At 41.9% G+C, this 19,393-nt stretch carries 21 protein-coding genes, 1 pseudogene and 1 riboswitch; of the genes and pseudogenes, 16 read left to right on the top strand and 6 right to left on the bottom strand.

Annotated elements, in window-relative coordinates; genetic code table 11:
- Positions 1-6 precede the first annotated feature (6 nt).
- The gene (locus tag BLR15_RS08850; RefSeq protein ID WP_092986685.1) at positions 7-1,164 is read right to left on the bottom strand and encodes a pyridoxal phosphate-dependent aminotransferase; all 1,158 of its coding nucleotides are present in this window, start codon (positions 1,162-1,164) and stop codon (positions 7-9) included.
- A 123-nt stretch (positions 1,165-1,287) separates the two neighbouring features.
- On the opposite strand from BLR15_RS08850, the gene BLR15_RS08845 reads away from it, so the two are divergent.
- A complete protein-coding gene (locus BLR15_RS08845) occupies positions 1,288-1,815 on the top strand; it encodes a flavodoxin domain-containing protein (protein WP_176754113.1) in 528 nt (175 codons plus the stop codon).
- A gap of 52 nt (positions 1,816-1,867) precedes the next feature.
- On the opposite strand, the gene BLR15_RS08840 is transcribed toward BLR15_RS08845, so the two are convergent.
- Positions 1,868-2,806 (bottom strand): aldo/keto reductase, encoded by a 939-nt coding sequence (locus BLR15_RS08840; RefSeq protein ID WP_092986681.1) that lies wholly within the window; start codon positions 2,804-2,806, stop codon positions 1,868-1,870.
- A 277-nt stretch (positions 2,807-3,083) separates the two neighbouring features.
- On the bottom strand, positions 3,084-3,659 hold the full coding sequence (locus BLR15_RS08835) for a YkoF family thiamine/hydroxymethylpyrimidine-binding protein (protein ID WP_092986679.1): 576 nt from the start codon (positions 3,657-3,659) through the stop codon (positions 3,084-3,086).
- Between the two features lie 201 nt (positions 3,660-3,860).
- On the opposite strand from BLR15_RS08835, the gene modA reads away from it, so the two are divergent.
- The 3 genes from modA to rpsR all read left to right on the top strand — a co-directional run bounded on the left by modA (position 3,861) and on the right by rpsR (position 5,730).
- A complete protein-coding gene (gene modA, locus BLR15_RS08830; RefSeq protein WP_092986767.1) occupies positions 3,861-4,652 on the top strand; it encodes a molybdate ABC transporter substrate-binding protein in 792 nt (263 codons plus the stop codon).
- Positions 4,633-5,319, top strand: coding sequence for a molybdate ABC transporter permease subunit (modB, locus tag BLR15_RS08825; protein WP_092986769.1), 687 nt, complete (start codon positions 4,633-4,635; stop codon positions 5,317-5,319). Before modA ends, modB begins: the two co-directional genes overlap by 20 nt.
- Before the next feature lie 171 nt (positions 5,320-5,490).
- Positions 5,491-5,730 (top strand): 30S ribosomal protein S18, encoded by a 240-nt coding sequence (rpsR, locus tag BLR15_RS08820; protein WP_092986677.1) that lies wholly within the window; start codon positions 5,491-5,493, stop codon positions 5,728-5,730.
- A 117-nt stretch (positions 5,731-5,847) separates the two neighbouring features.
- Here the strand turns inward: rpsR and BLR15_RS14065 are convergent, their stop codons facing one another.
- Entirely contained in the window at positions 5,848-6,024 is a 177-nt protein-coding gene (locus BLR15_RS14065; RefSeq protein ID WP_176754112.1) for a hypothetical protein, read from the bottom strand.
- Positions 6,025-6,211: 187 nt separating this feature from the next.
- Here BLR15_RS14065 and BLR15_RS08810 point away from each other — a divergent pair, with 187 nt between their 5' ends.
- From BLR15_RS08810 to BLR15_RS08800, 3 genes are read left to right on the top strand one after another with little or no spacing between them, the layout of a single operon-like run.
- Positions 6,212-6,685, top strand: coding sequence for a hypothetical protein (locus tag BLR15_RS08810; protein ID WP_092986673.1), 474 nt, complete (start codon positions 6,212-6,214; stop codon positions 6,683-6,685).
- Entirely contained in the window at positions 6,682-6,870 is a 189-nt protein-coding gene (locus BLR15_RS08805; protein WP_143003950.1) for a hypothetical protein, read from the top strand. Before BLR15_RS08810 ends, BLR15_RS08805 begins: the two co-directional genes overlap by 4 nt.
- Positions 6,871-6,930: 60 nt before the next feature.
- Positions 6,931-8,160 (top strand): iron-containing alcohol dehydrogenase, encoded by a 1,230-nt coding sequence (locus tag BLR15_RS08800; RefSeq protein WP_245696715.1) that lies wholly within the window; start codon positions 6,931-6,933, stop codon positions 8,158-8,160.
- A 72-nt stretch (positions 8,161-8,232) separates the two neighbouring features.
- Here the strand turns inward: BLR15_RS08800 and BLR15_RS08795 are convergent, their stop codons facing one another.
- Entirely contained in the window at positions 8,233-9,411 is a 1,179-nt protein-coding gene (locus tag BLR15_RS08795) for a general stress protein (protein WP_092986669.1), read from the bottom strand.
- A gap of 155 nt (positions 9,412-9,566) precedes the next feature.
- On the opposite strand from BLR15_RS08795, the gene BLR15_RS08790 reads away from it, so the two are divergent.
- Together BLR15_RS08790 and BLR15_RS08785 are read left to right on the top strand one after the other, a co-directional pair.
- Positions 9,567-10,406 carry a helix-turn-helix domain-containing protein gene (locus BLR15_RS08790; RefSeq protein ID WP_092986667.1) on the top strand — a complete coding sequence of 280 codons (840 nt, stop codon included), beginning with the start codon at positions 9,567-9,569 and terminating at the stop codon, positions 10,404-10,406.
- 191 nt (positions 10,407-10,597) lie between these two features.
- Positions 10,598-11,167, top strand: a complete 570-nt coding sequence (locus tag BLR15_RS08785) for a YfbU family protein (protein WP_092986665.1) — start codon at positions 10,598-10,600, stop codon at positions 11,165-11,167.
- Between the two features lie 54 nt (positions 11,168-11,221).
- Here the strand turns inward: BLR15_RS08785 and BLR15_RS08780 are convergent, their stop codons facing one another.
- Entirely contained in the window at positions 11,222-11,596 is a 375-nt protein-coding gene (locus BLR15_RS08780) for a general stress protein (RefSeq protein ID WP_092986663.1), read from the bottom strand.
- Positions 11,597-11,725: 129 nt separating this feature from the next.
- A riboswitch (purine riboswitch) is annotated at positions 11,726-11,826 on the top strand.
- 67 nt (positions 11,827-11,893) lie between these two features.
- Here BLR15_RS08780 and guaB point away from each other — a divergent pair.
- The 7 genes and pseudogenes from guaB to BLR15_RS08745 form a co-directional block, all read left to right on the top strand.
- The gene (guaB, locus tag BLR15_RS08775; RefSeq protein ID WP_092986661.1) at positions 11,894-13,363 is read left to right on the top strand and encodes an IMP dehydrogenase; all 1,470 of its coding nucleotides are present in this window, start codon (positions 11,894-11,896) and stop codon (positions 13,361-13,363) included.
- A gap of 16 nt (positions 13,364-13,379) precedes the next feature.
- Positions 13,380-14,924: a glutamine-hydrolyzing GMP synthase gene (gene guaA, locus BLR15_RS08770; protein ID WP_092986659.1), complete on the top strand. Its 1,545-nt coding sequence runs from the start codon at positions 13,380-13,382 to the stop codon at positions 14,922-14,924.
- An 845-nt stretch (positions 14,925-15,769) separates the two neighbouring features.
- Positions 15,770-16,540 carry a MerR family transcriptional regulator gene (locus tag BLR15_RS08765; protein ID WP_092986657.1) on the top strand — a complete coding sequence of 257 codons (771 nt, stop codon included), beginning with the start codon at positions 15,770-15,772 and terminating at the stop codon, positions 16,538-16,540.
- A 46-nt stretch (positions 16,541-16,586) separates the two neighbouring features.
- Entirely contained in the window at positions 16,587-17,009 is a 423-nt protein-coding gene (locus BLR15_RS08760; RefSeq protein ID WP_092986655.1) for a DUF4064 domain-containing protein, read from the top strand.
- Positions 17,010-17,178: 169 nt separating this feature from the next.
- Positions 17,179-18,096: an ABC transporter ATP-binding protein gene (locus BLR15_RS08755; protein WP_092986653.1), complete on the top strand. Its 918-nt coding sequence runs from the start codon at positions 17,179-17,181 to the stop codon at positions 18,094-18,096.
- Positions 18,089-19,051 carry an ABC transporter permease gene (locus tag BLR15_RS08750; RefSeq protein ID WP_245696713.1) on the top strand — a complete coding sequence of 321 codons (963 nt, stop codon included), beginning with the start codon at positions 18,089-18,091 and terminating at the stop codon, positions 19,049-19,051. Before BLR15_RS08755 ends, BLR15_RS08750 begins: the two co-directional genes overlap by 8 nt.
- Positions 19,052-19,178: 127 nt before the next feature.
- Positions 19,179-19,393 (top strand): annotated as a pseudogene (locus BLR15_RS08745) (IS5/IS1182 family transposase); the annotation flags it as partial.

The raw sequence follows: 19,393 nt of genomic DNA, 5'->3' as shown, positions 1-19,393 counted from the left end.
AAATTTTTATGAAAGCTTTTCTACAAATCTTTCGATTCTTTTCAATCCCTCATTAATATTTTCAATTGAAGTGGCATAGGAAATTCTGATGAACCCTTCGCCGAACTCTGTGAAACCGCTGCCGGGAACGACGGCGACATGTTCTTCCTCAAGCAGTCTGTCTGCAAATTCAAATGATGACATATTGAATTTTTCTATAGATGGGAAAACGTAGAAAGCACCTTGCGGTGTTTTTGTTTTTAGGCCGATCTGTGTCAGTCTTTCAACAATCAGGTCCCGTCTGTCCCTGTATGTCGCAGCCATTTCAGCAGCGGAGTGACGGCTGTTGTCGAGCGCATCGATTGCGGCATACTGACTCGGCAGGGATGCACAGATCGTATCGTACAGATGTACTTTCAAAACGTGCGGCATAAGTTCGGATGGGCCCAGCACATAACCGAGTCTCCAGCCAGTCATCGAGTGGGATTTGGATAATCCGTGAATAAGGAATAATTTGTCATGCAGTTCAGGGTACTGTGAAAACGAAATGTGCTTCGCATCATAAGTGATCTCACTGTAGATTTCATCTGAAATGATAAAGATCTCATGGCTCGCGAGTTCCTCCACCAGCGGTGCCATTTCTGTCTCTGATAATACTTTCCCGGTCGGATTCGACGGAAAGTTGAGGAGGACGGCTTTCGTTTTATCGGTAATCATGCTTCTCAACATTTCAGGATCCGGTACAAAATCCGTATCTGAAGTATCCATATAAGTGACGCTGGCGCCTAAGAGGTCCACAAGCGGCTCATAGGCGGAGTAGCAGGGTGCGGGAATGATGACTTCATCACCTTCATTCAAAATCGTTTCAAAGACTGATCTCAGCCCTTCGCTCGCGCCGGTCGTGACGACGATCTGATCTTCAGGGTTGTATTTGACATCGTATGTATCTTTGAAGAAGTTGGATACACTTTCCCTGAGTTCAAACAGACCTGCGTTGTGGGAGTAGCCGGTCTGGTTGTTTTCAATCGCTTTTATGGCCGCCTTCTTCACCGAATGCGGTGTTGGTATGTCAGGCTCGCCAATCGTGAAATTAATGCCGTCACGTAACGCAGAAACCCTGTTTGAGAACTGGCGCGTCCCCGGTATTTCGAGTTTCGTCACTCTTTGATTTATTTTTTCCAACATGTTTGACCACCTCTTGTATACTGTATACAAGAATAATAATACACTGGGTGAACATTGTAAAGATTTAGATAATTTTGAAGATTAGATGGTAAAATATCAGTGATACGGAAAAGAGGGATGATAATGGACAGGATATTGGTATTTTATACATCCGGATACGGCGCCACCAGACAGTATGCTGAGTGGCTGGAAGCGGGCGTGGAATGCGAGGTCCGGCAGATGGAAGAAGGGCTGCCTGAGGATATTGAAAACTACAGTAAGGTTATAATCGCAGGCGGAATCTATGCCGGTAAATTTGGGGGACTTGATTTTATGAAGAAATACGCAGATCAGTTGGGAAAGATGAAAGTCGCGGTACTTGCGGTCGGTGCAGAAAATTTCCATAAAGGACTCACAGAAAAAATCTGGCTGCAAAATTTCAAAGATCTGGAGCTTGACGTGGAAGTCTGTTATGCAAGAGGGGAATTTGATTTCAGAAATATGAAATTTTCCGACAAGATGATGGTGAGGATCGGATATATGATCTATAAAAAGAAGCTTAGTGAAAACCCGGAACAGTACAAAATCATGGGGGACCGCAAAACGGCATATGACTGGAAAGATGAAAATTATCTGAAACCTGTTGTAAAATGGCTGGAAGTGCGTGAATAAGACTGCGGGAATGGAATCTGTGTCGGACAAGATCCATTCCCGCAGTTTTATGTTACTTGAAAATTTTATCGATTTTCTGAATATCTTCCTCATGCAGCTCGATATCCGCTGCACGCATATTTTCTTTGATCTGAGAACCTTTTTTGGCGCCGGGGATGATGACACCGACAGACGGGCGTGTGAGATAGAAAGCCAGTACAATCTGGGCCACTTCCTCGTCATATTTTTCCGCGATTGGTTTCAGCTGATTCACTTTTTCCAGGTTTTCCTTAAATTCGTCTTCCTGGTAGAACGGCAGCCTGGATCGCAGGTCGTCAAACTTGGAATTTTCATCATAGTGTCCCGCAAGGAGCCCCGCAGCCAGCGGATAAAATGGAATGAAAGTTATGTTGTTTTCTGCACAGTAATCAAACATGCCATCTTCGGCTTCACGGTTCAGAAGATTATACTGATTTTGCACAACATCGACGTAGCCGTCTTTATTTGCCGTTTTCAGTTGATCGAGTGTCACGTTGGAGACCCCGATTGCCCTTATTTTCGCCTCATCTTTTGCTTCTTTTAAACCGGCGACAGCTTCATTCAATGGTGTTTTTTCTTCAGGATCCGGATAATGGATATAGAAGAGGTCAATATACTCCAGCTGCATGCGTTCCAGAGCCTCATCTATTTTCTGTTTGAGGAATTCAGGGTCGTTATCAATGACCTGCTCCCCATTTTCATCTTCACGGTGTGCCACCTTTGTTGCAATGGCCACCTTGGTTCTTTGATATTCTTTCAGCACTTCGCCGACCAGTTCCTCAGAACGGTCAGGGCCGTACATCTGCGCAGTGTCCAGCATGGTGACACCGTTGTCCAGTGCATCACGGACCGTCTGCCTGCCTGCTTCTTCATCCACATTTTTATACAAGTTGTGACCACCTACGAAGTTTGTGCCAAGTGCAATGGGATGAACATAAATCCCCGATTTCCCTAATCCTGCAAGTTGTGCCAATTAAATACCCCTTTCTAAACTCTGATATGTTCCATTATAAATGTTATCCTCATGTGATTGAAATATAATCCCTCATTTTTATGAAATTAGCCGAAAATTATTCATCGAAATGCTTCTCCCGTCATGTCTGAAAAAAGATATCCAGGGCGTTACATGGAATGTTATAACCTCGGATAACTGCTGATATGATGCATTTTTCAATAGTAACGGGCACCGTTATAAGTCCAGGGATTTCCCGGGAAATAAAAAAGCCGGAGGATTCCGGCTCTGAACGCACTTATTGACTGGAAGGGCTGTTGCATGAGATCGTGAACGGCATGACGACATGTTCACTCGTTTTTTGAATTTCAGTGAATGTGGCTTCGAGTGCTGTAAATATATCGTTCACTTCACCATCAAGGCGTGTGGCGAAAGGGGCCATGCTGACTTCGACACCGTAATCCGGCAGTTTTTCAACTTCCTTCGTGATCTTATCAATGTAGTTTTCTTCACCCAACGGGTATATTGAAAAACGGCAGCCGGCTCTTTGGGAAATCGCATCGGAAAGTTCTTTATTCAGCTGGATTTTATCATTATCGTTGTTGTCTTCTCCTGTGTTGCATCCGCCGAGTACGATATTTCCGCTCATCTCCGTGTGGATGCCTGTTTTCGCCGCATTCAGATAAATTGCCTTGACCACGTCGAAAACATCGGCAATGCTGCCAGTGGCTGCTGTTGCAACATCATCTGTCTTCATCCAGACATTTGTCGTATCGACGTTATCCAGTGCACCTAAAATGACATCCGCAAAGTCATCCGCCATCACGCTTAAATTGAACTGGATCCCTGCTTCTCTTAACTTTTCATCGGCCATTATATTCAATCCCCCTGTAATCATTATTATTTTAAGTGTATCGGTGCAGCACTGCTGAGTAAAGTGATACACCGGATCATAAATATTGCTATTATTGTCATTTCAACCGTTTTTGTATCATTTACTTTGAATTATTTTAACAATATACTTAAAGATAAATGATTACATTAAGTGAAAAGAGGCTTATGTAAGATGAAATTTATGAACAGTTTGAAATATATGCTGCTTCCGGTGCTTATTTTTGTCATGGCAGCGTGTGGCAATGGAGACACCGCTGATAAATCGGGCGAAGCTGCAGAAGATGTTGTTGAGGGGACGATCACTGTTTCAGCCGCAGCGAGTCTGGTGGACGCACTTGAAGAGGTTTCGGAGCTTTTCAATGAGAAGTACCCAGATGTACAGGTGGACTTCAATTTCGGCGGCTCCGGAGCGCTGATGCAGCAGATTCTCCAGGGTGCGCCGGCGGACCTGTTCTTCTCTGCAAATGAAAGCCATTTTGAAGAAGTGGTGGACGAGGGCTACATAGATGAAGAGAACACAGTTGATCTACTGCGTAATGAGATCGTTCTCGTTGTTCCCGAAGACAGCAGCACCGTTACTTCTTTTGATGATCTGGAAAATGCGGAAAGTATCGGAATCGGCAACCCGGAATCGGTGCCTGCCGGGGAATATAGTATGGAAGCTTTTGAAAATATGAATATATTGGAAGAGCTTGAATCAAAGTTCATATTTGCAACGGATGTAAGGCAGGTGTTGAACTATGTCGAAACTGAAAATGTCGATGCCGGAGTTGTGTATCACACAGATGCACTGACCAGTGACGGCATTGAAGTCGTGGATACGGCACCGGAAGACAGCCATTCGCCGGTCGTCTATCCGCTCGGCACTCTGAACGGCACGGATAATCCAAAAGCGCAGCGCGCTTTCTACGAATTTGTACAAAGTGAGGAAGCAGGCGAGGTTTTCAATGACTATGGTTTTATTATCGAGTAACATTACAGCTGCAGAGTTCCTGACGCCTGTGATGCTTTCATTAAGAGTAGCATTCATAGCTTTAGTGATTGTGCTGATCGCAGGCGTCGTCATTGCGAGATTCATGGCGAGAAACGATTTCCGGGGAAAAGTGATTATCGAAACGGTATTGATGCTGCCCCTTGTGCTGCCGCCGACGGTGGTTGGGTTTTTATTGCTTGTATTGTTCGGAAACAACAGCGTTGTGGGCGACATGTTCTCATGGCTTTTCGGAGATACCATCATTTTCACGTGGTATGCGGCAGTTGCAGCAAGTACGGTGGTCGCATTTCCGCTGATGTATCAGGCGGCAAAAAGCGGTTTTCTCAATGTCAATAAAGAGATCGAGGACGCCGCGAAGGTGGACGGCGCAAACAAGTGGCAGGTCTTCACCAAGATTACACTGCCGCTCACAAAGACGGCCCTCATCACCGGAGCGCTCCTCAGCTTTGCCCGCGCGCTCGGCGAGTTCGGCGCAACCATCATCATTGCCGGCAATATTCCAGGCAGTACACAGACACTGCCGACAGCGATATATGTCGCTCTCCAGTCCGGCAACATGACACTCGCCTGGGCATGGGTCATCGTCATTGTCGTACTGTCGTTCTTCATGCTGATGTTCATCCGGGTAAAAGCGAACGAATCCTAAAATTAAAATGTGTATATTGACAATGCAATTCAAATATTGTATGATGTATCGTGCACATACACACAGGGCATATTACACGTAATGAACGAAATTATGGATTCGTAAGGCATTAGGAGCCGGCCACACACCGGACTCAGCCGATCAATCTATAATAAAAGGAGGATGTCTCACATGGCAGGTCCAAGAAGAGGCGGTCGTCGTCGTAAAAAGGTTTGTTACTTCACTTCAAACAACATTACGCACATCGACTACAAAGATGTAGAACTTCTTAAAAAGTTCATTTCAGAGCGTGGAAAAATTCTTCCAAGACGTGTAACAGGTACTTCAGCGAAGTATCAGCGTCCACTCACAGTGGCGATCAAACGCGCACGTCATATGGCATTGTTACCATATGTAAAAGAAGAAGCATAATATGCGAAGAACCCCGGGAGGCTCAGGCCTCTCGGGGTTCTTTTACTTACGATTATTAAGTTTTGTGCTGGTGTTGAGACACGAACATACTGGAAATCCGGGTTTCGTGTCACTCACTTACTCCGTCGAAGTATCGTCATCGCCTTCTTCTTCACTGATATCTTCGCCTCTGTCTTCTTGTTCTACTTCACTGTTCGGATCATCGGGCTCTGTCACATCAGTTTCATCACTTTCTCCGCATGCGCCGAATAGGAGTATTGTCGATAATGCGTCTGCTGCCAATCGCTTCTTCATTGTCATTGAAATCACTACTATATAAATACTTACATATAATTTACCCTTTATAGGATAACTTCACACCATCCAGTTTCAAGTTTTAAAATCTTAAACCTGAGTATGAAATTCATTGATTAAAACCCAGCACTAGAGTAAATTGTAATTATACATATAGCTTTATCTCAATCGAAGGGGATGGATAAAGGTGCTGGAAAAATATAAAAGTTTCAGGAAAAAGCGCAGAATTAAAAAGGTGAAAGATGCGAACGGGGAACCATTGAAAAAAATTCATTTCTGGCAGTATTTACATCGGACGGTATTTCATAAACGAATTGGCGAGGATTTATACTCTGTGGATGTGGATCTATACGGCAAGGAGCTGATGGGCCCTGAGAGCGCCTTGTATAAAAATGGTGTACGTATTAAAGAATCCACCGTGCCTTCGGTCTATGAAGTGCCTGGCGGGTTCATTGAAGTTGAAACGACGACTTACGGGGTGAAGAAAATCAACTATGTCACCGACACTGATGAAGTGCAGCTGATACCGGACCGGCATTCACTTGAAGGTAAGCGGGCAAGCTTCGATTCAAAATTTCTGTCAGCGAGTAAATGGGTCGGCTACATTGCGATCGTCATTCTCATCATCGGCCTGATCATTGCGATACCTGCAGTGAAGTGATAGAATTGATTACAGGCTTGGATCTGGTTGCTGATAACGTCGGGACTTTCACCAGTCCATTCCAGTTCCCGGCCTGGCTCAATGGGACGCTCCTGATACTCGGCCTCACTGCAGCAACCGAGCGGGCGCTGTCTCTTAAAAACCACTGGCTGATCGATATGGAAACAAATACATTCGACGTCTAGAACGATGTTAAGAAACATCCGGTTCAGGGAAGAGTCATCTAAAACAGTGAAGGTGATAGAGTGCACTTCAAATTATTCAAAACATATGCCAGAGCGTATCAAAAAACGATGAAGCATCTGTCAAAAGTACTGAACTGGACGCCGCCGCTCCTTCTTCACGGAGAGGGGATACTTAAAATACTTCCGGACACTTTAAAAGCTAAAAATTATAATAAAGTGCTCATCATCACAGATGAGGGGATCCGGGAGACCGGGCTCCTCGATTATTTACTGGCCGGGCTGAACGCCCAGGGTATCAAGTACTTTATTTACGATGGAACAGTGGCGAATCCGACGGATGTGAATATATACGAAGCGGCGAATCTTTATAATAAAAACCGATGTGACGCGATTATCGGATTCGGCGGCGGCTCTCCGCTCGATAGCGCGAAGGGGGCTGCAGCAGTCATCGGTACAGGGACGAAAAACATTAAAAAGTATCAGGGACTGATGAAAATCCGCAAAAAACTGCCGCCGGTCATTGCAGTGCCGACGACTGCAGGTACGGGAAGCGAAGGAACGATCGCAACAGTGATCACCGACAGTGAAAACCTCATGAAATATGCGGTGTCGGATATGGTGCTGCGGCCGGAAATCGCTGTGCTTGATGCATCTCTTACAACCGGTCTGCCGGCCGAGATCACTGCACATACGGGAATGGATGCCCTCAGCCATATTATCGAGTCCTATACGAACTTGAGCAATACGGCGGAAACGAGAAATATGTCAGAAACAGCGGTCGGGCTGATTTATCAAAATATCAAAAAAGCTTACAATAATGGAGAGAATATTACCGCCAGAAAGAATATGCTTTACGCAGCATATCTTGCAGGACGTGCATTCACCCGCGGATATGTCGGCAATATCCACGCGATGGCTCACCAGATCGGTGCCAGATATCCAGTGACTCACGGAGAGGCCAATGCGATCATTATGCCGTATGTGTTGGAAGAGTATGGCGAAACCGTCCATCCTGACCTTGCAAAGCTTGCCGACTGTGCCGGTATAACTGAACATGGCGATACTAACAGCGACAAGGCCCGGAAATTCATCCAGAGCATCCGGGATTTAAATGAAGCACTCGGCATCGGTGACCGCATCTCTGAAATTGAAGAAGCGGACATTGAGGAAATGGTCGGGTATTCATTTGATGAAGCAAATCCGGACTATCCGGTGCCGGTCATCTTCAGCAGGGAAAAGTTCAGGGAAATGTACAAGAAAGTTAAATATGGGGAAAATAAAAGACCTTAGTCCGTTTGAACCAAGGTCTTATCCATATTAAAAATCCCCCTTGATTCTCATCAAGAGGGAAATAATCAATCATTATATATTGAAATTTCGTCTGTCCGGTTCATTTTTGGTGTTGTCGTTCTTTTTACTGTAATATTGCTGATCCATAGCGGCTTTCTTTCTCTCGATGTCATCATCGTCATCCTCATCGATGGGGTCCACATTTTCGGTGTCACCATAACCGTAATTTGAAACGTCGACTTTGTCGTCAGCCACGTTGATTCTGTCTTCTGCCGGGTCTCTGTTATCTCCGTAGTCTTCTGCCCGCATTGTGCCTTCGAAATCTTTATCCTCATGGTCCGCCGGAGCCTCTGCGCCGTATTCCACGTTCGGCTCGGTATCGACGACACGTCCGCTTGCTTGTGCAGTGCCGGACTCACGATCTTCGGCTCTCATCGTGCCTTCGAACTCTTTATCTTCAGGATCGCCTGTTTCACCGGTGCCGTATTCCACGTTCGGTTCGGTATCGACGACACGGCCGCTTGCTTCTGCAGTGCCGGACTCACGGTCCTCGGCTCTCATCGTGCCTTCGAACTCCTTATTTTCAGGATCGCCTGTTTCGCCGGCGCCGTATTCCACGTTCGGTTCTGCATCGACGATGCGTCCGCTCTGTTCTTCGTCATCATCCAGTTCATTGATGCTGTCAACTTCACGTGCTTCATAGTTTCTGTCGAGTTCTGCACGTGTTGTCGGCCCGGAATCGCTCTCGTCGAGTTTTTCTCCAGCACTGAACGTCGAGCCCATGCTTTCTGTCTCGGCGGAAGTGTCTGCCACCCCCGGGTTGTCTTCTTCACCGACAGCCTGCTTTTCATGTGCGGCACCGCCGACATTATTGTCATTGCTGTCATAACGGGATGCTTCCTCTTCATCACTGCCCATTTTGTCTGATTCACCTAAAGCGACTTCATTGACGTGGAGCAGAATATCTCCCGCCTGCAGCGAAGTGATATAATCCTGTTTCTCCGAGTCATTTAAATCAAGATTCGCCAGTGCCCTTTCCTCAGGTTCATCCGACGTGAAAAGAGAGACGAATCTGTCCCACGCGGACCCATCGGCATTTTTAAAATTGACGCCTGTGTAGTTCAGTGAAGTGCCTTCCAAAGACTCTTTTGAGAATACTGTAATGTCATTATCGTGTACACCGTCAGCCCGCAGGCGTTCGATGCGGCCGACTAATTCCTGTTCACTTTTAAAGCTTTCAAACTGTCCCATAGTAACCCTCCATATTAAATATCATTCAATATCCATATATTTATTGTTACTAAAAAGATACCCCTTCAAAATAATAATAAACAGAAACGAAAGTTTATATTGACACGGATGATAATCATAATATGATTGAATTATTACTTTAAGGGGGCAGCATATTGACAACAATAGGGGACAGAATCAGACGGGAAAGAAGAAGACAGGGGTATTCACAAAAAAGGCTGTGCGACGACATCTGTTCACAGTCGACTTTATCGAGGCTGGAAAGCAATAATCTGAATTTATCATTTCTGACAGTGAACCAGATTTTGGGGCGGCTGAATTTATCGGTCAATGATCTGCTGGCACAGGAAGAGTCGATTCAGGAAAATATATTTTTCAGCAGGCTGGACGAGGCGAGGGACGCGCGTGATTATAACATGATGGAAAAGCTGATGGCAGAATTCAGCCATGTGACAGAAGAGCCGTCAGCCAAAGTCAAGATGTACATGAAGTGGCATTTTGGCCTGGTGGCCATAAGCAGAAAGGACTTTGTGACTTCAAACACATTGTTGGAGTATGCTCTCCATATCGCTGAAAAATACAAGTACAAAGACTATCTGCCTCACCTGCATATGGCCATAGGCAATACGAAGTATTATCTCGGCGAGAAATCGTTAAAACATTATGCATATGCAGAAGAGTTGTGCCACGGGCTGGAAGTGCCGAATTTCAAACTGGAAATGAAAATACTTCATAACCTGATCGCGTCCTACACTAGGGACGGCCAGTATCGAAAAGTCATATTAAAATGTAAAAGGGCAATCAATCTGCTGAACCAGAATGAATCAGCGTATTTGATGGGTGACATTTATTGTCTTTGGATCAATGCCCACGGTCAGCTGGGAGAATGGGATGAATACGAAGATTTGAAAGCGAAGACACGAATTATTTTCGAGCATGGTAATTGTTTGGAGTTGTTGGACAAATTAGAAAATTATTCACAAGTGAATAGTTGAATAAACCCTATATCCATATATGTATTTATCATTTATTATTGAGATAAATTTCCATATTAAAATGGATTTTGTACATACCAAGGGGGTTTATTTCTTATGAACAATAAGAAGTTTTTAACAGTACTGATGCAGAGGGGGCAGGGAAGAAGCATGTCAGTTCATGACTTCGGAAAACCTGCAGGTGTATATTGATGTCTATCGACAATAAACCGCCGCTCAGCCGCAAAGAAGAACGTCTGCTCGTCTATCTGCTTCTTATGGAAAGGCGGGACCGCTACAAAAAGGGCAGTGAAAATTACATGAACTACGACTACTATATCGACATTGTCATCAATGGGATTGAAAGCAAGTACGATGAAATATTTGAACATATCCATCATATGGACAATGGCATCTCGAAAGAGGTCAGTGAAGAAGTTGAAATCATACTCCGCATGTATCACTGCATAGAGACATCCTTTGAATTTTTGACATATGATGATCAGCAGTTTTTAAGGAAAAAGTACATCATTGATTTCGGCGGCTTCAGAAGTGATATGGTGGAGGAACACAATTATTTGAGTTACTACAGGTTCCTGAAAAAGCATGAAAAGAATAAATTGCCGAAAGTCATTGAAAACCCTGCGCTCAATATAGAGATATACCGCAGGATGCTGATAAAATTCAAAGACTTCGACATCCCGAAAATCGGCATACCGACTTATATTACAAAACAGCAGCTGATCGAGTTATTTTCAGTACAGGAAAGAAAGTCATCTTAAAGTTACATAAATAAAAAACGTCCATGCATGATGTTGTGCATGGACGTTCGTCATTTAATAGGTCTCCGAGCCCGGCGTATCTCCGGCATCCTGCTCCCTCGTATATTTCGCTTCATCGCTGTAGTAGAGGAGGAACTCTCCGTCTTTGATCCTGTTTAAGTATTCCTCGGCCGTATCTTCCGAGAGTCCGATGTCATAAATATAATTGCCTGCCGGTTCATTGGCTGTGAATATTGATTTTATGCCTTCGGCCTGTTCGTAATAAGGGTGGAAATTGATATCGGTATATTTGATCCACTGCATTTCATCCGGGTCTGCATCTTCATCTGCCAGCAGATGAAAGTCCTCTTCGAAGTAATCATCTGTTTTTAACATTTCAATTTCCTTCAATACTTCATCACGATCAGAAAAAAATTCATAGTAGTTCATAGACTTTGCCTCCGATAATTGATGTATTATTTATATTTACCCTCACTGTTCATTTTTTACTCATCATATTACAGATATTTATCCGGTTATCATGTACAATTGAGTTGTATATTATCGTTCACTTTGTTATGATATTATAATTATTTATTTCATATAATCACAATAATATGGATTGTGAGTTTCTATGGTTTTCCATAAAAAAACCTACTATGAGATAACAATTAATCGGATGCTTTAATTGTTCTTCGTCATGTTCATTTATTGGAGGTTATCATCAATAATACAGGAGGCAATAAGATGTGGGAAAGTAAGTTTGAAAAAGAAGGTTTAACGTTTGATGATGTGTTATTACAGCCGGGGCATTCCGAAGTATTACCGAAGGATGTGGATCTGTCCGTCCAGCTGTCGTCACATATCAGGTTGAATATCCCTGTGCTGAGCGCAGGCATGGACACAGTGACGGAATCAGCCATGGCGATTGCGATTGCACGTCAGGGCGGCCTCGGTGTCATTCATAAAAATATGTCAATCGAAGCCCAGTCAGAAGAAGTGGAAAAAGTGAAGCGGTCGGAAAATGGTGTCATTAAAAATCCATTCTTCCTGACAAAAGAAGAAGAAGTGTATGCAGCGGAACATTTAATGGCGAAGTATCGCATTTCAGGTGTGCCGATCGTCAGCAATCCTGAAGAGAAGAAGCTGATCGGCATCATTACGAACCGCGACCTGCGTTTTATAGAAGATTATTCGACGACGATTGATGATGTGATGACAAAAGATAATCTTATTACAGGATCTGTAGGTACGACGCTTGAAGAGGCGAGTACGATTTTACAGAAGCACCGTATAGAAAAACTGCCTCTCGTTGACGACAATGACATTCTGCAGGGATTGATCACAATCAAAGATATCGAGAAAGTGATCGAATTCCCGCATTCGGCAAAAGATGAGCAGGGCCGTCTTCTTGTCGCTGCAGCAATCGGCATTGCCAAAGAAACTGAAAAACGAGCGGAAGAGCTTGTGAAAGCAGGTGTTGATGCACTGGTCATCGACACTGCACACGGCCATTCACAGGGCGTGCTGGAAGCGATCAAAGATATCCGTGACAAATATCCGGACACCACGCTCATTGCCGGGAATGTGGCGACTGCAGAAGGTACTGCCGCATTGTTCGATGCAGGCGTGGATGTTGTCAAAGTCGGCATCGGACCGGGCTCGATCTGTACGACGCGTGTTGTGACAGGAGTCGGGGTGCCTCAGATTACAGCAGTCTATGACGCTGCGACGGAAGCACGCAGACGAGGCAAGGCAATCATTGCCGACGGAGGCATCAAACTGTCAGGCGATATCACAAAAGCAATTGCTGCCGGTGGTAATGCAATCATGCTCGGAAGCCTGCTTGCAGGTACGACGGAATCACCGGGTGAAGTTGAAATGTTCCAGGGCCGGCGTTATAAGACATACCGGGGCATGGGCTCGATGGGTGCAATGGACCAGGGTTCAAAAGACCGTTATTTCCAGGAAGACAAAGAATCGAAAAAGTATGTGCCGGAAGGTATAGAAGGCCGTACCGAGTACAAAGGACCGCTTGCAGATACGATCTATCAGCTGATGGGCGGTCTGAAATCAGGTATGGGATACACAGGCAGCAGAAATCTGGAAGCATTACGAGAAGATTCCAAGTTTATAAGAATCACCGGTGCAAGTTTAGTGGAGAGCCATCCGCATAACATTCAGATTACAAAAGAATCACCGAACTATACTACTTGATAGGAGATTTTTATAAATGGAAATGGCTAAAGAACAGGAACTCATTATGGTAATCGACTTCGGCAGTCAGTTCAACCAGCTGATCACCCGGAGAATCCGTGATCTCGGTGTGTACAGTGAGCTGCACAATCCGAGTATTACAATAGAAGAGATAAAAGAATTGAACCCGAAAGGCATCATCCTTTCAGGCGGGCCGAAAAGCGTCTATGACGAAGATGCCTACAGAGTGGACCCTGAGATTTTCAACCTGGGCATACCGGTGCTCGGCATCTGTTACGGCATGCAGCTGATGGTTGATACACTCGGCGGCAGAGTGGTCTCTTCACCGGGGCGGGAATTCGGTACGACCGAACTGGTCCTGGATCCATCAGTGGATATCTTCAAAGGGCTGAATGAGAACGAAGCCATGCTGATGAGCCACAGTGATAAAGTGACAGACATTCCGGAAGGCTTCATTAAAATCGCACATACCGAAAACTGCGAATTTGCAGCGATCAGACATGAAGAAAAACCTTTCTACGGCGTGCAGTTCCATCCGGAATCCAAACACTCCATGAAAGGCGATGATTTCCTGAGAAACTTCATCAGAGACATTTCAGGTGCCCATGCAGAGTGGACAATGGGTAACTTCATCGACATCGAAGTGGAGAAGATCCGCGAGCAGGTCGGCGACCGTAAAGTCCTTTGCGCGATGAGCGGCGGTGTGGATTCATCCGTCACTGCAGTCCTTCTGCATAAAGCAATCGGCGACCAGCTGACTTGCATATTCGTCGACCACGGGCTGCTCCGTAAAGGTGAAGGTGACATGGTCATGGAACAGTTTGGCGAAGGATTCAATATGAACATCATCAAAATTGATGCCAAAGACCGTTTCTTAAACAAATTAAAAGGCGTTTCAGACCCTGAGCAGAAACGTAAAATCATCGGCAACGAGTTCATCTATGTATTCGATGATGAAGCTGGCAAGCTGAAAGACGTTGACTTCCTGGCACAGGGCACACTGTACACCGATATCATTGAATCCGGCACCGAAACTGCGACGACGATCAAGTCCCACCATAACGTCGGCGGACTGCCGGAAGATATGGAGTTCGAACTCATCGAGCCGCTGAACAAATTGTTCAAAGATGAAGTGCGGGAACTCGGCGTCGAACTCGGCATCGCGGAACACCTCGTGTGGAGACAGCCATTCCCGGGGCCGGGCCTCGGCATCAGAGTACTGGGTGAAATTACGGAAGAAAAACTTGAAATCGTGAGAGAGTCGGACTGGATTTTAAGAGATGAAATCCGTAAAGCAGGACTCGAAAGAGACATCTGGCAGTACTTTACCGTACTTCCAGACATCAGATCCGTCGGCGTCATGGGCGATTACCGGACGTATGACTATACCATCGGCATCAGAGCCGTGACAAGCGTCGACGGCATGACCAGTGAATTCGCGAGAATCGACTGGGAAGTGCTGAACAAGATTTCAAAGCGGATTGTGAACGAGTCGAAGCATGTTAACAGAGTGGTTTATGATATTACGAATAAACCACCTGCGACGATTGAGTGGGAATAACTATATAAAAGGAATAAACCCTATGACTATAAAGGTCATAGGGTTTATTCCTTTGTTAAATCCAAATTTAAGGGCAAATCAAGGGCACTTTAAAGATTTTAAATAAGCACTGAATATAAATTATTTATAATAAGTCTGATAATCCTATCATTAGCGTTAATAGTGTTGAGAAAAAAGTTAGTGCACTTACACTAAAAATTACTATAGCTATTACTTTATCTTCAAATGTAAATTTATCGACATCTCTATCATTTTGATAACTATGGATAATTATTTTATATATACGTTTAAAGATACGTTCTAAAACACAGGCTGTACATAAAGAAATTACAGCAAATATTATAATTAGTGCGATAAGGTAAAATCTGTTAAAAGGGTTATCACATATTATAATTGTAAAAACTGTAATTACTATCAAGATAAAAGAAAATATTATTAGAGTTATATACTCCCACGGCTTATCTTTCTTATCAAATTTACTTGTTAAATGATGAAAATTTCTGAAATAGATTAATTTCTCTGTCTTAATTTAGGAGGTATAAAGATTAAGTCGTCAATAACTCTATAGTTTTTTTATTAACTTGGAAATAATAGAGATGACATGTATCTTATGCCTAATATCAGAGAAAAAGATGTTATTATGACAGGCTCTTTGAGGAAATCAGCAAAGGTCTCGTAAAAGCCTTACCTCTAGGGAAACAAGAACTGTTCTAACAGAACGTGTATCAAAAATTAGCAAGAAGAGATTGCTGTCAGATAATTATCTCCTCTTTTATTTTTCATAAAACCCTTGCACTTCACGCTACGGAATAGCCTATACTCTCTTTTAAAGGAGCTGATAAATAATGTATACCATCGGAAAATTTGGAGAGAAAACTGGACTTTCAAGAAGAACATTACGCTTTTATGAGGAATTAGGTATTCTCCTCCCTGGTGAAAGAAATGAAAGTGGTCATCGTTTATATGGTTTGAAAGAACTAGCTATCTTACAGCGTATCCAATCATTGAAATTCATTGGATATTCTTTACAAGAAATTAAGAAAATTTTATCTACTGAAGAGATCACTTTAGAAACTTTCACTAAAAGTTTACCTATTCAAAGAAAGATTTTAGTGCATAAACGAGAGGAGTTGGATAGAGCTATTTCAGCGATTGATCGCGTTCACCATTTATTACAAAATGATATTCCATTAGATTGGAATGCACTTATCCCTTTACTTTACTCAATAGAATTTGAAGATGAACAAATGGATTGGATAAAGGAGCACTTTCAAGATGATCTGAGAAAATCCCTAATAAACATTCCTACAGAACAACGTAAGGAATTGGATAAAGAATGGCTTTTGATTTTAGCAGAGGTTAAAGCTCTTATAAAAAATGATGTACCCCCTCACGCACCAGAAGCACAGCAGGTTCTCATACAAATGAAAGATATATTTTTGAAAACAATACCTGAAGAATCAATTCCAACCTTAGAAAATTGGAATGAGCAGATAGATTCTGCTGGGTATGATGAGTTTGTAGCACCAAACTTTTGGACAAAAGAAGAGGAAGACTATTTAGAAAATATTCTTAAAGCAATGGTTGAAGGTAGTATAGAAAAACGAGGGAGATGACGTAACAGTTATCTATAAGTCAAACATTCAATCTAAGGAGAAAAAGATGAAAAATCGTAGTATAAAAATTATGGGCATTATTGGAATCATTGGTTTTATGCTGCTTGCTGGAGGAACGATGTTAGTTGGCAGTATGATGAGTAATGATGAGTTTCGTGACTCCATCCAAGAAGAAGTAGCACAAGATGAAGATGATCAACAAGTTTCAGAGTTTGTAAATTCTATGGAAGATATTAATTATACGCTTGATTCAGGTTTGTTAGTAGTTTTCTCACTAATTGGTATTGTTGCATTAATTCTGTTAAAGAAAAAACCTATGATATCTGCTCTTATTTTTTTGGTAGGCGCTATTGGATCTGTTGCTGTTTTTTGGTGGATGCTCTTACCCATTGTACCAGCTTTACTTTATCTAATTGCAGCAATCATTACCTTTCTAAAAAATCAGAGCGATGCACATAAAAAATCATAAGTTTAGAAAATAAGAATATCAATGAATAAATCATTCTATTCCAAAAGACTAAAGCTGTTGGTATTTTTTCTACACATGTTTTAGTCTTTTGATTTCATCAATAAAAATTTTGTCGAGTATATACCACTACATAAATACTTTGAAGTCAGAACAGTTACCGGAGGAGATAATGGAAAATACTATATTAGAAATAAAAAATGTCACTAAGGCTATTAAACGAAAAAAGATTTTAAAAAACATATCTATTAAAATTCCTAAAGGAGAAATTTACGGTTTAATTGGACCAAATGGTGCTGGAAAAACCACTTTAATGAGAATGATTACTGGACTTTCAAGTATCACAAGTGGTGATATTTTTATTAAAGAAAAAAGCATTAGTACAGAAAGAAAAAGAGCTTTGTTAACTTTAGGAACTATTATTGAAGGGCCTGACATGTATCCTTTCTTTTCAGGAAAGGAAAATCTTTTTCATTTTGCTAGAATGTACCCAAATATATCTAAAAAGCGCATAGAAGAAGTGATTGAGATTGTTGGACTCACTAATTCCATTAATAAGAAAGTGAAGAATTACTCACTAGGGATGAAACAAAGATTAGGCATCGCTCAATCTATACTGCATAATCCGTCTTTACTTATACTAGATGAGCCCACAAATGGGTTAGATCCTGCAGGAATCAAAGAAATGAGAGATTATTTAAAAAAAATTGCACTTCAAAATAACACTTCAATTTTGATCTCAAGCCATCTTCTATCGGAAATGGAATTAATATGTGATCGTATTGGAATTATTAAACATGGAGAAATGGTGTCTGAACATAATCTGAGTGAGATGGAACTCATTAAAGATTCCTCAAAAAATAAAGTCACTATTGAAATTCAGCAGATTGATGAAGCAAAACAAATATTGAATGAATATAACTATACAATCGATAATAATTTGCTCATTTTTCATATTAATAAAGAGGAAGTACCTAATCTCATTCATTTGTTAACTGTTAATAACGTAAAGATATATGAAGTGGCGTATACTAAATCAACTTTAGAAGAGCGTTTTTTTGAATGGACTGGAGGAAATACAATTGATTAAAAATCTATTCAACCTTGTTCTTAATGAAATGCTAAAGATATATAAAAGAAAATCAACTTGGATGATGTATCTATTTTTAGTTGTCTTTATTGCAGGAGGAGCCATCCTTGCAATTAATACACAATCAAGCTACTCAGAGAATTGGAAAGTTGAGTTAGAAGAAGAAAATAAAACTTTAGTGCAAGAAATTGAAGAATTCTCAGGAATGCCTGGAATGCAAACTATCAGAGATGTTAATCAAGAATCTATCATGACAAATCAATTTTATTTAGAAAATGATATGAAACCTATGAACTATGGGGCCTGGCAATTTGTCCTGGATAATGCAGATATGCTGATTATAGTCAGTTTGTTTTCTATCATCATTGGAGCAACTATAATATCTGATGAGTATAAGTGGGGCACGATTAAACTTTTAATGGTTAGACCTTATAGTCGCAGCACCATTTTGGCAGTAAAGTATCTCGCAATACTTATTTTCACATTCTTTACACTTCTATTTATGCAGCTTGCATCCTTTATTACTGGGGCTTTTTTACTAGGTATTGAAGGTATCAATCCAGAAATTGTTGCTTTTCGAAATGGGGACGTCGGTCAGCTCAATGCAATCAAAATGATTATTTCGAATTATAGTTATAATTTAATTCCTTTAATAATGATGGCGACACTTGCATTTACCATATCAACTATTTTTAAGAACAGTACAATTGCAATATCTTTGGCTATTGTACTCATGCTCAGTGGAAATATGATTGTCACTTTTTTTGCTGACCAATCTTTTACTAAATATTTACTTTTCGCACATACAGATTTACAACAATACCAAAATAATTCCATGTTACTTGAAGATACTTCCTTATCGTTCTCTATAACAATTCTCATTATATATTACGTCATCTTTTTGATAAGTTCATTTATAGTATTTAATCGAAAAGATATTATCGTTAACGAATGAATGAATTTCATAATTCTAACCCCATGTCTCCCAACAGTTTTGAGAGTTAAAAAAAGAAGCACCTCCCCAAATCTTGTATAATGGTAGTTGACGAACAAACCATAAAAAGACTGAAGGAGTGCTTCTTATGACCATTATACGACAACCAAGCTTATTTGGCATCCAGGAATTATATGACATGGCACCTCCCCAAAAATATGATGCCATTATTTCTACGATAAATTTGGATAAAATTTATCATGCAGTAACGAAAAAGTCCCGACTTGGTGCACCTGAAGAGTTGAACTATGCCGCCATGATTATTTCTATCTTTGTTAGATATGTTGAACGTATCCCGATGAT

This window comes from Lacicoccus qingdaonensis, assembly GCF_900101075.1.
Taxonomy (GTDB): Bacteria; Bacillota; Bacilli; order Staphylococcales; family Salinicoccaceae; genus Lacicoccus; species Lacicoccus qingdaonensis.
The sequence above is the reverse complement of the archived record's forward strand: the minus strand, read 5'-3'. Positions and strand labels throughout refer to the sequence as shown.

Excerpts from the sequence above, each read along its gene's own strand:
- BLR15_RS08850 (WP_092986685.1), bottom strand. The coding sequence starts at position 1,164 with ATGTTGGAAAAAATAAATCAAAGAGTGACGAAACTCGAAATACCGGGG.
- BLR15_RS08845 (WP_176754113.1), top strand. The coding sequence starts at position 1,288 with ATGGACAGGATATTGGTATTTTATACATCCGGATACGGCGCCACCAGA.
- BLR15_RS08835 (WP_092986679.1), bottom strand. The coding sequence starts at position 3,659 with ATGGCCGATGAAAAGTTAAGAGAAGCAGGGATCCAGTTCAATTTAAGC.
- modA (WP_092986767.1), top strand. The coding sequence starts at position 3,861 with ATGAACAGTTTGAAATATATGCTGCTTCCGGTGCTTATTTTTGTCATG.
- modB (WP_092986769.1), top strand. The coding sequence starts at position 4,633 with ATGGTTTTATTATCGAGTAACATTACAGCTGCAGAGTTCCTGACGCCT.
- rpsR (WP_092986677.1), top strand. The coding sequence starts at position 5,491 with ATGGCAGGTCCAAGAAGAGGCGGTCGTCGTCGTAAAAAGGTTTGTTAC.
- BLR15_RS14065 (WP_176754112.1), bottom strand. The coding sequence starts at position 6,024 with ATGAAGAAGCGATTGGCAGCAGACGCATTATCGACAATACTCCTATTC.
- BLR15_RS08795 (WP_092986669.1), bottom strand. The coding sequence starts at position 9,411 with ATGGGACAGTTTGAAAGCTTTAAAAGTGAACAGGAATTAGTCGGCCGC.
- BLR15_RS08785 (WP_092986665.1), top strand. The coding sequence starts at position 10,598 with ATGTCTATCGACAATAAACCGCCGCTCAGCCGCAAAGAAGAACGTCTG.
- BLR15_RS08780 (WP_092986663.1), bottom strand. The coding sequence starts at position 11,596 with ATGAACTACTATGAATTTTTTTCTGATCGTGATGAAGTATTGAAGGAA.
- guaB (WP_092986661.1), top strand. The coding sequence starts at position 11,894 with ATGTGGGAAAGTAAGTTTGAAAAAGAAGGTTTAACGTTTGATGATGTG.
- guaA (WP_092986659.1), top strand. The coding sequence starts at position 13,380 with ATGGAAATGGCTAAAGAACAGGAACTCATTATGGTAATCGACTTCGGC.
- BLR15_RS08765 (WP_092986657.1), top strand. The coding sequence starts at position 15,770 with ATGTATACCATCGGAAAATTTGGAGAGAAAACTGGACTTTCAAGAAGA.
- BLR15_RS08760 (WP_092986655.1), top strand. The coding sequence starts at position 16,587 with ATGAAAAATCGTAGTATAAAAATTATGGGCATTATTGGAATCATTGGT.
- BLR15_RS08755 (WP_092986653.1), top strand. The coding sequence starts at position 17,179 with ATGGAAAATACTATATTAGAAATAAAAAATGTCACTAAGGCTATTAAA.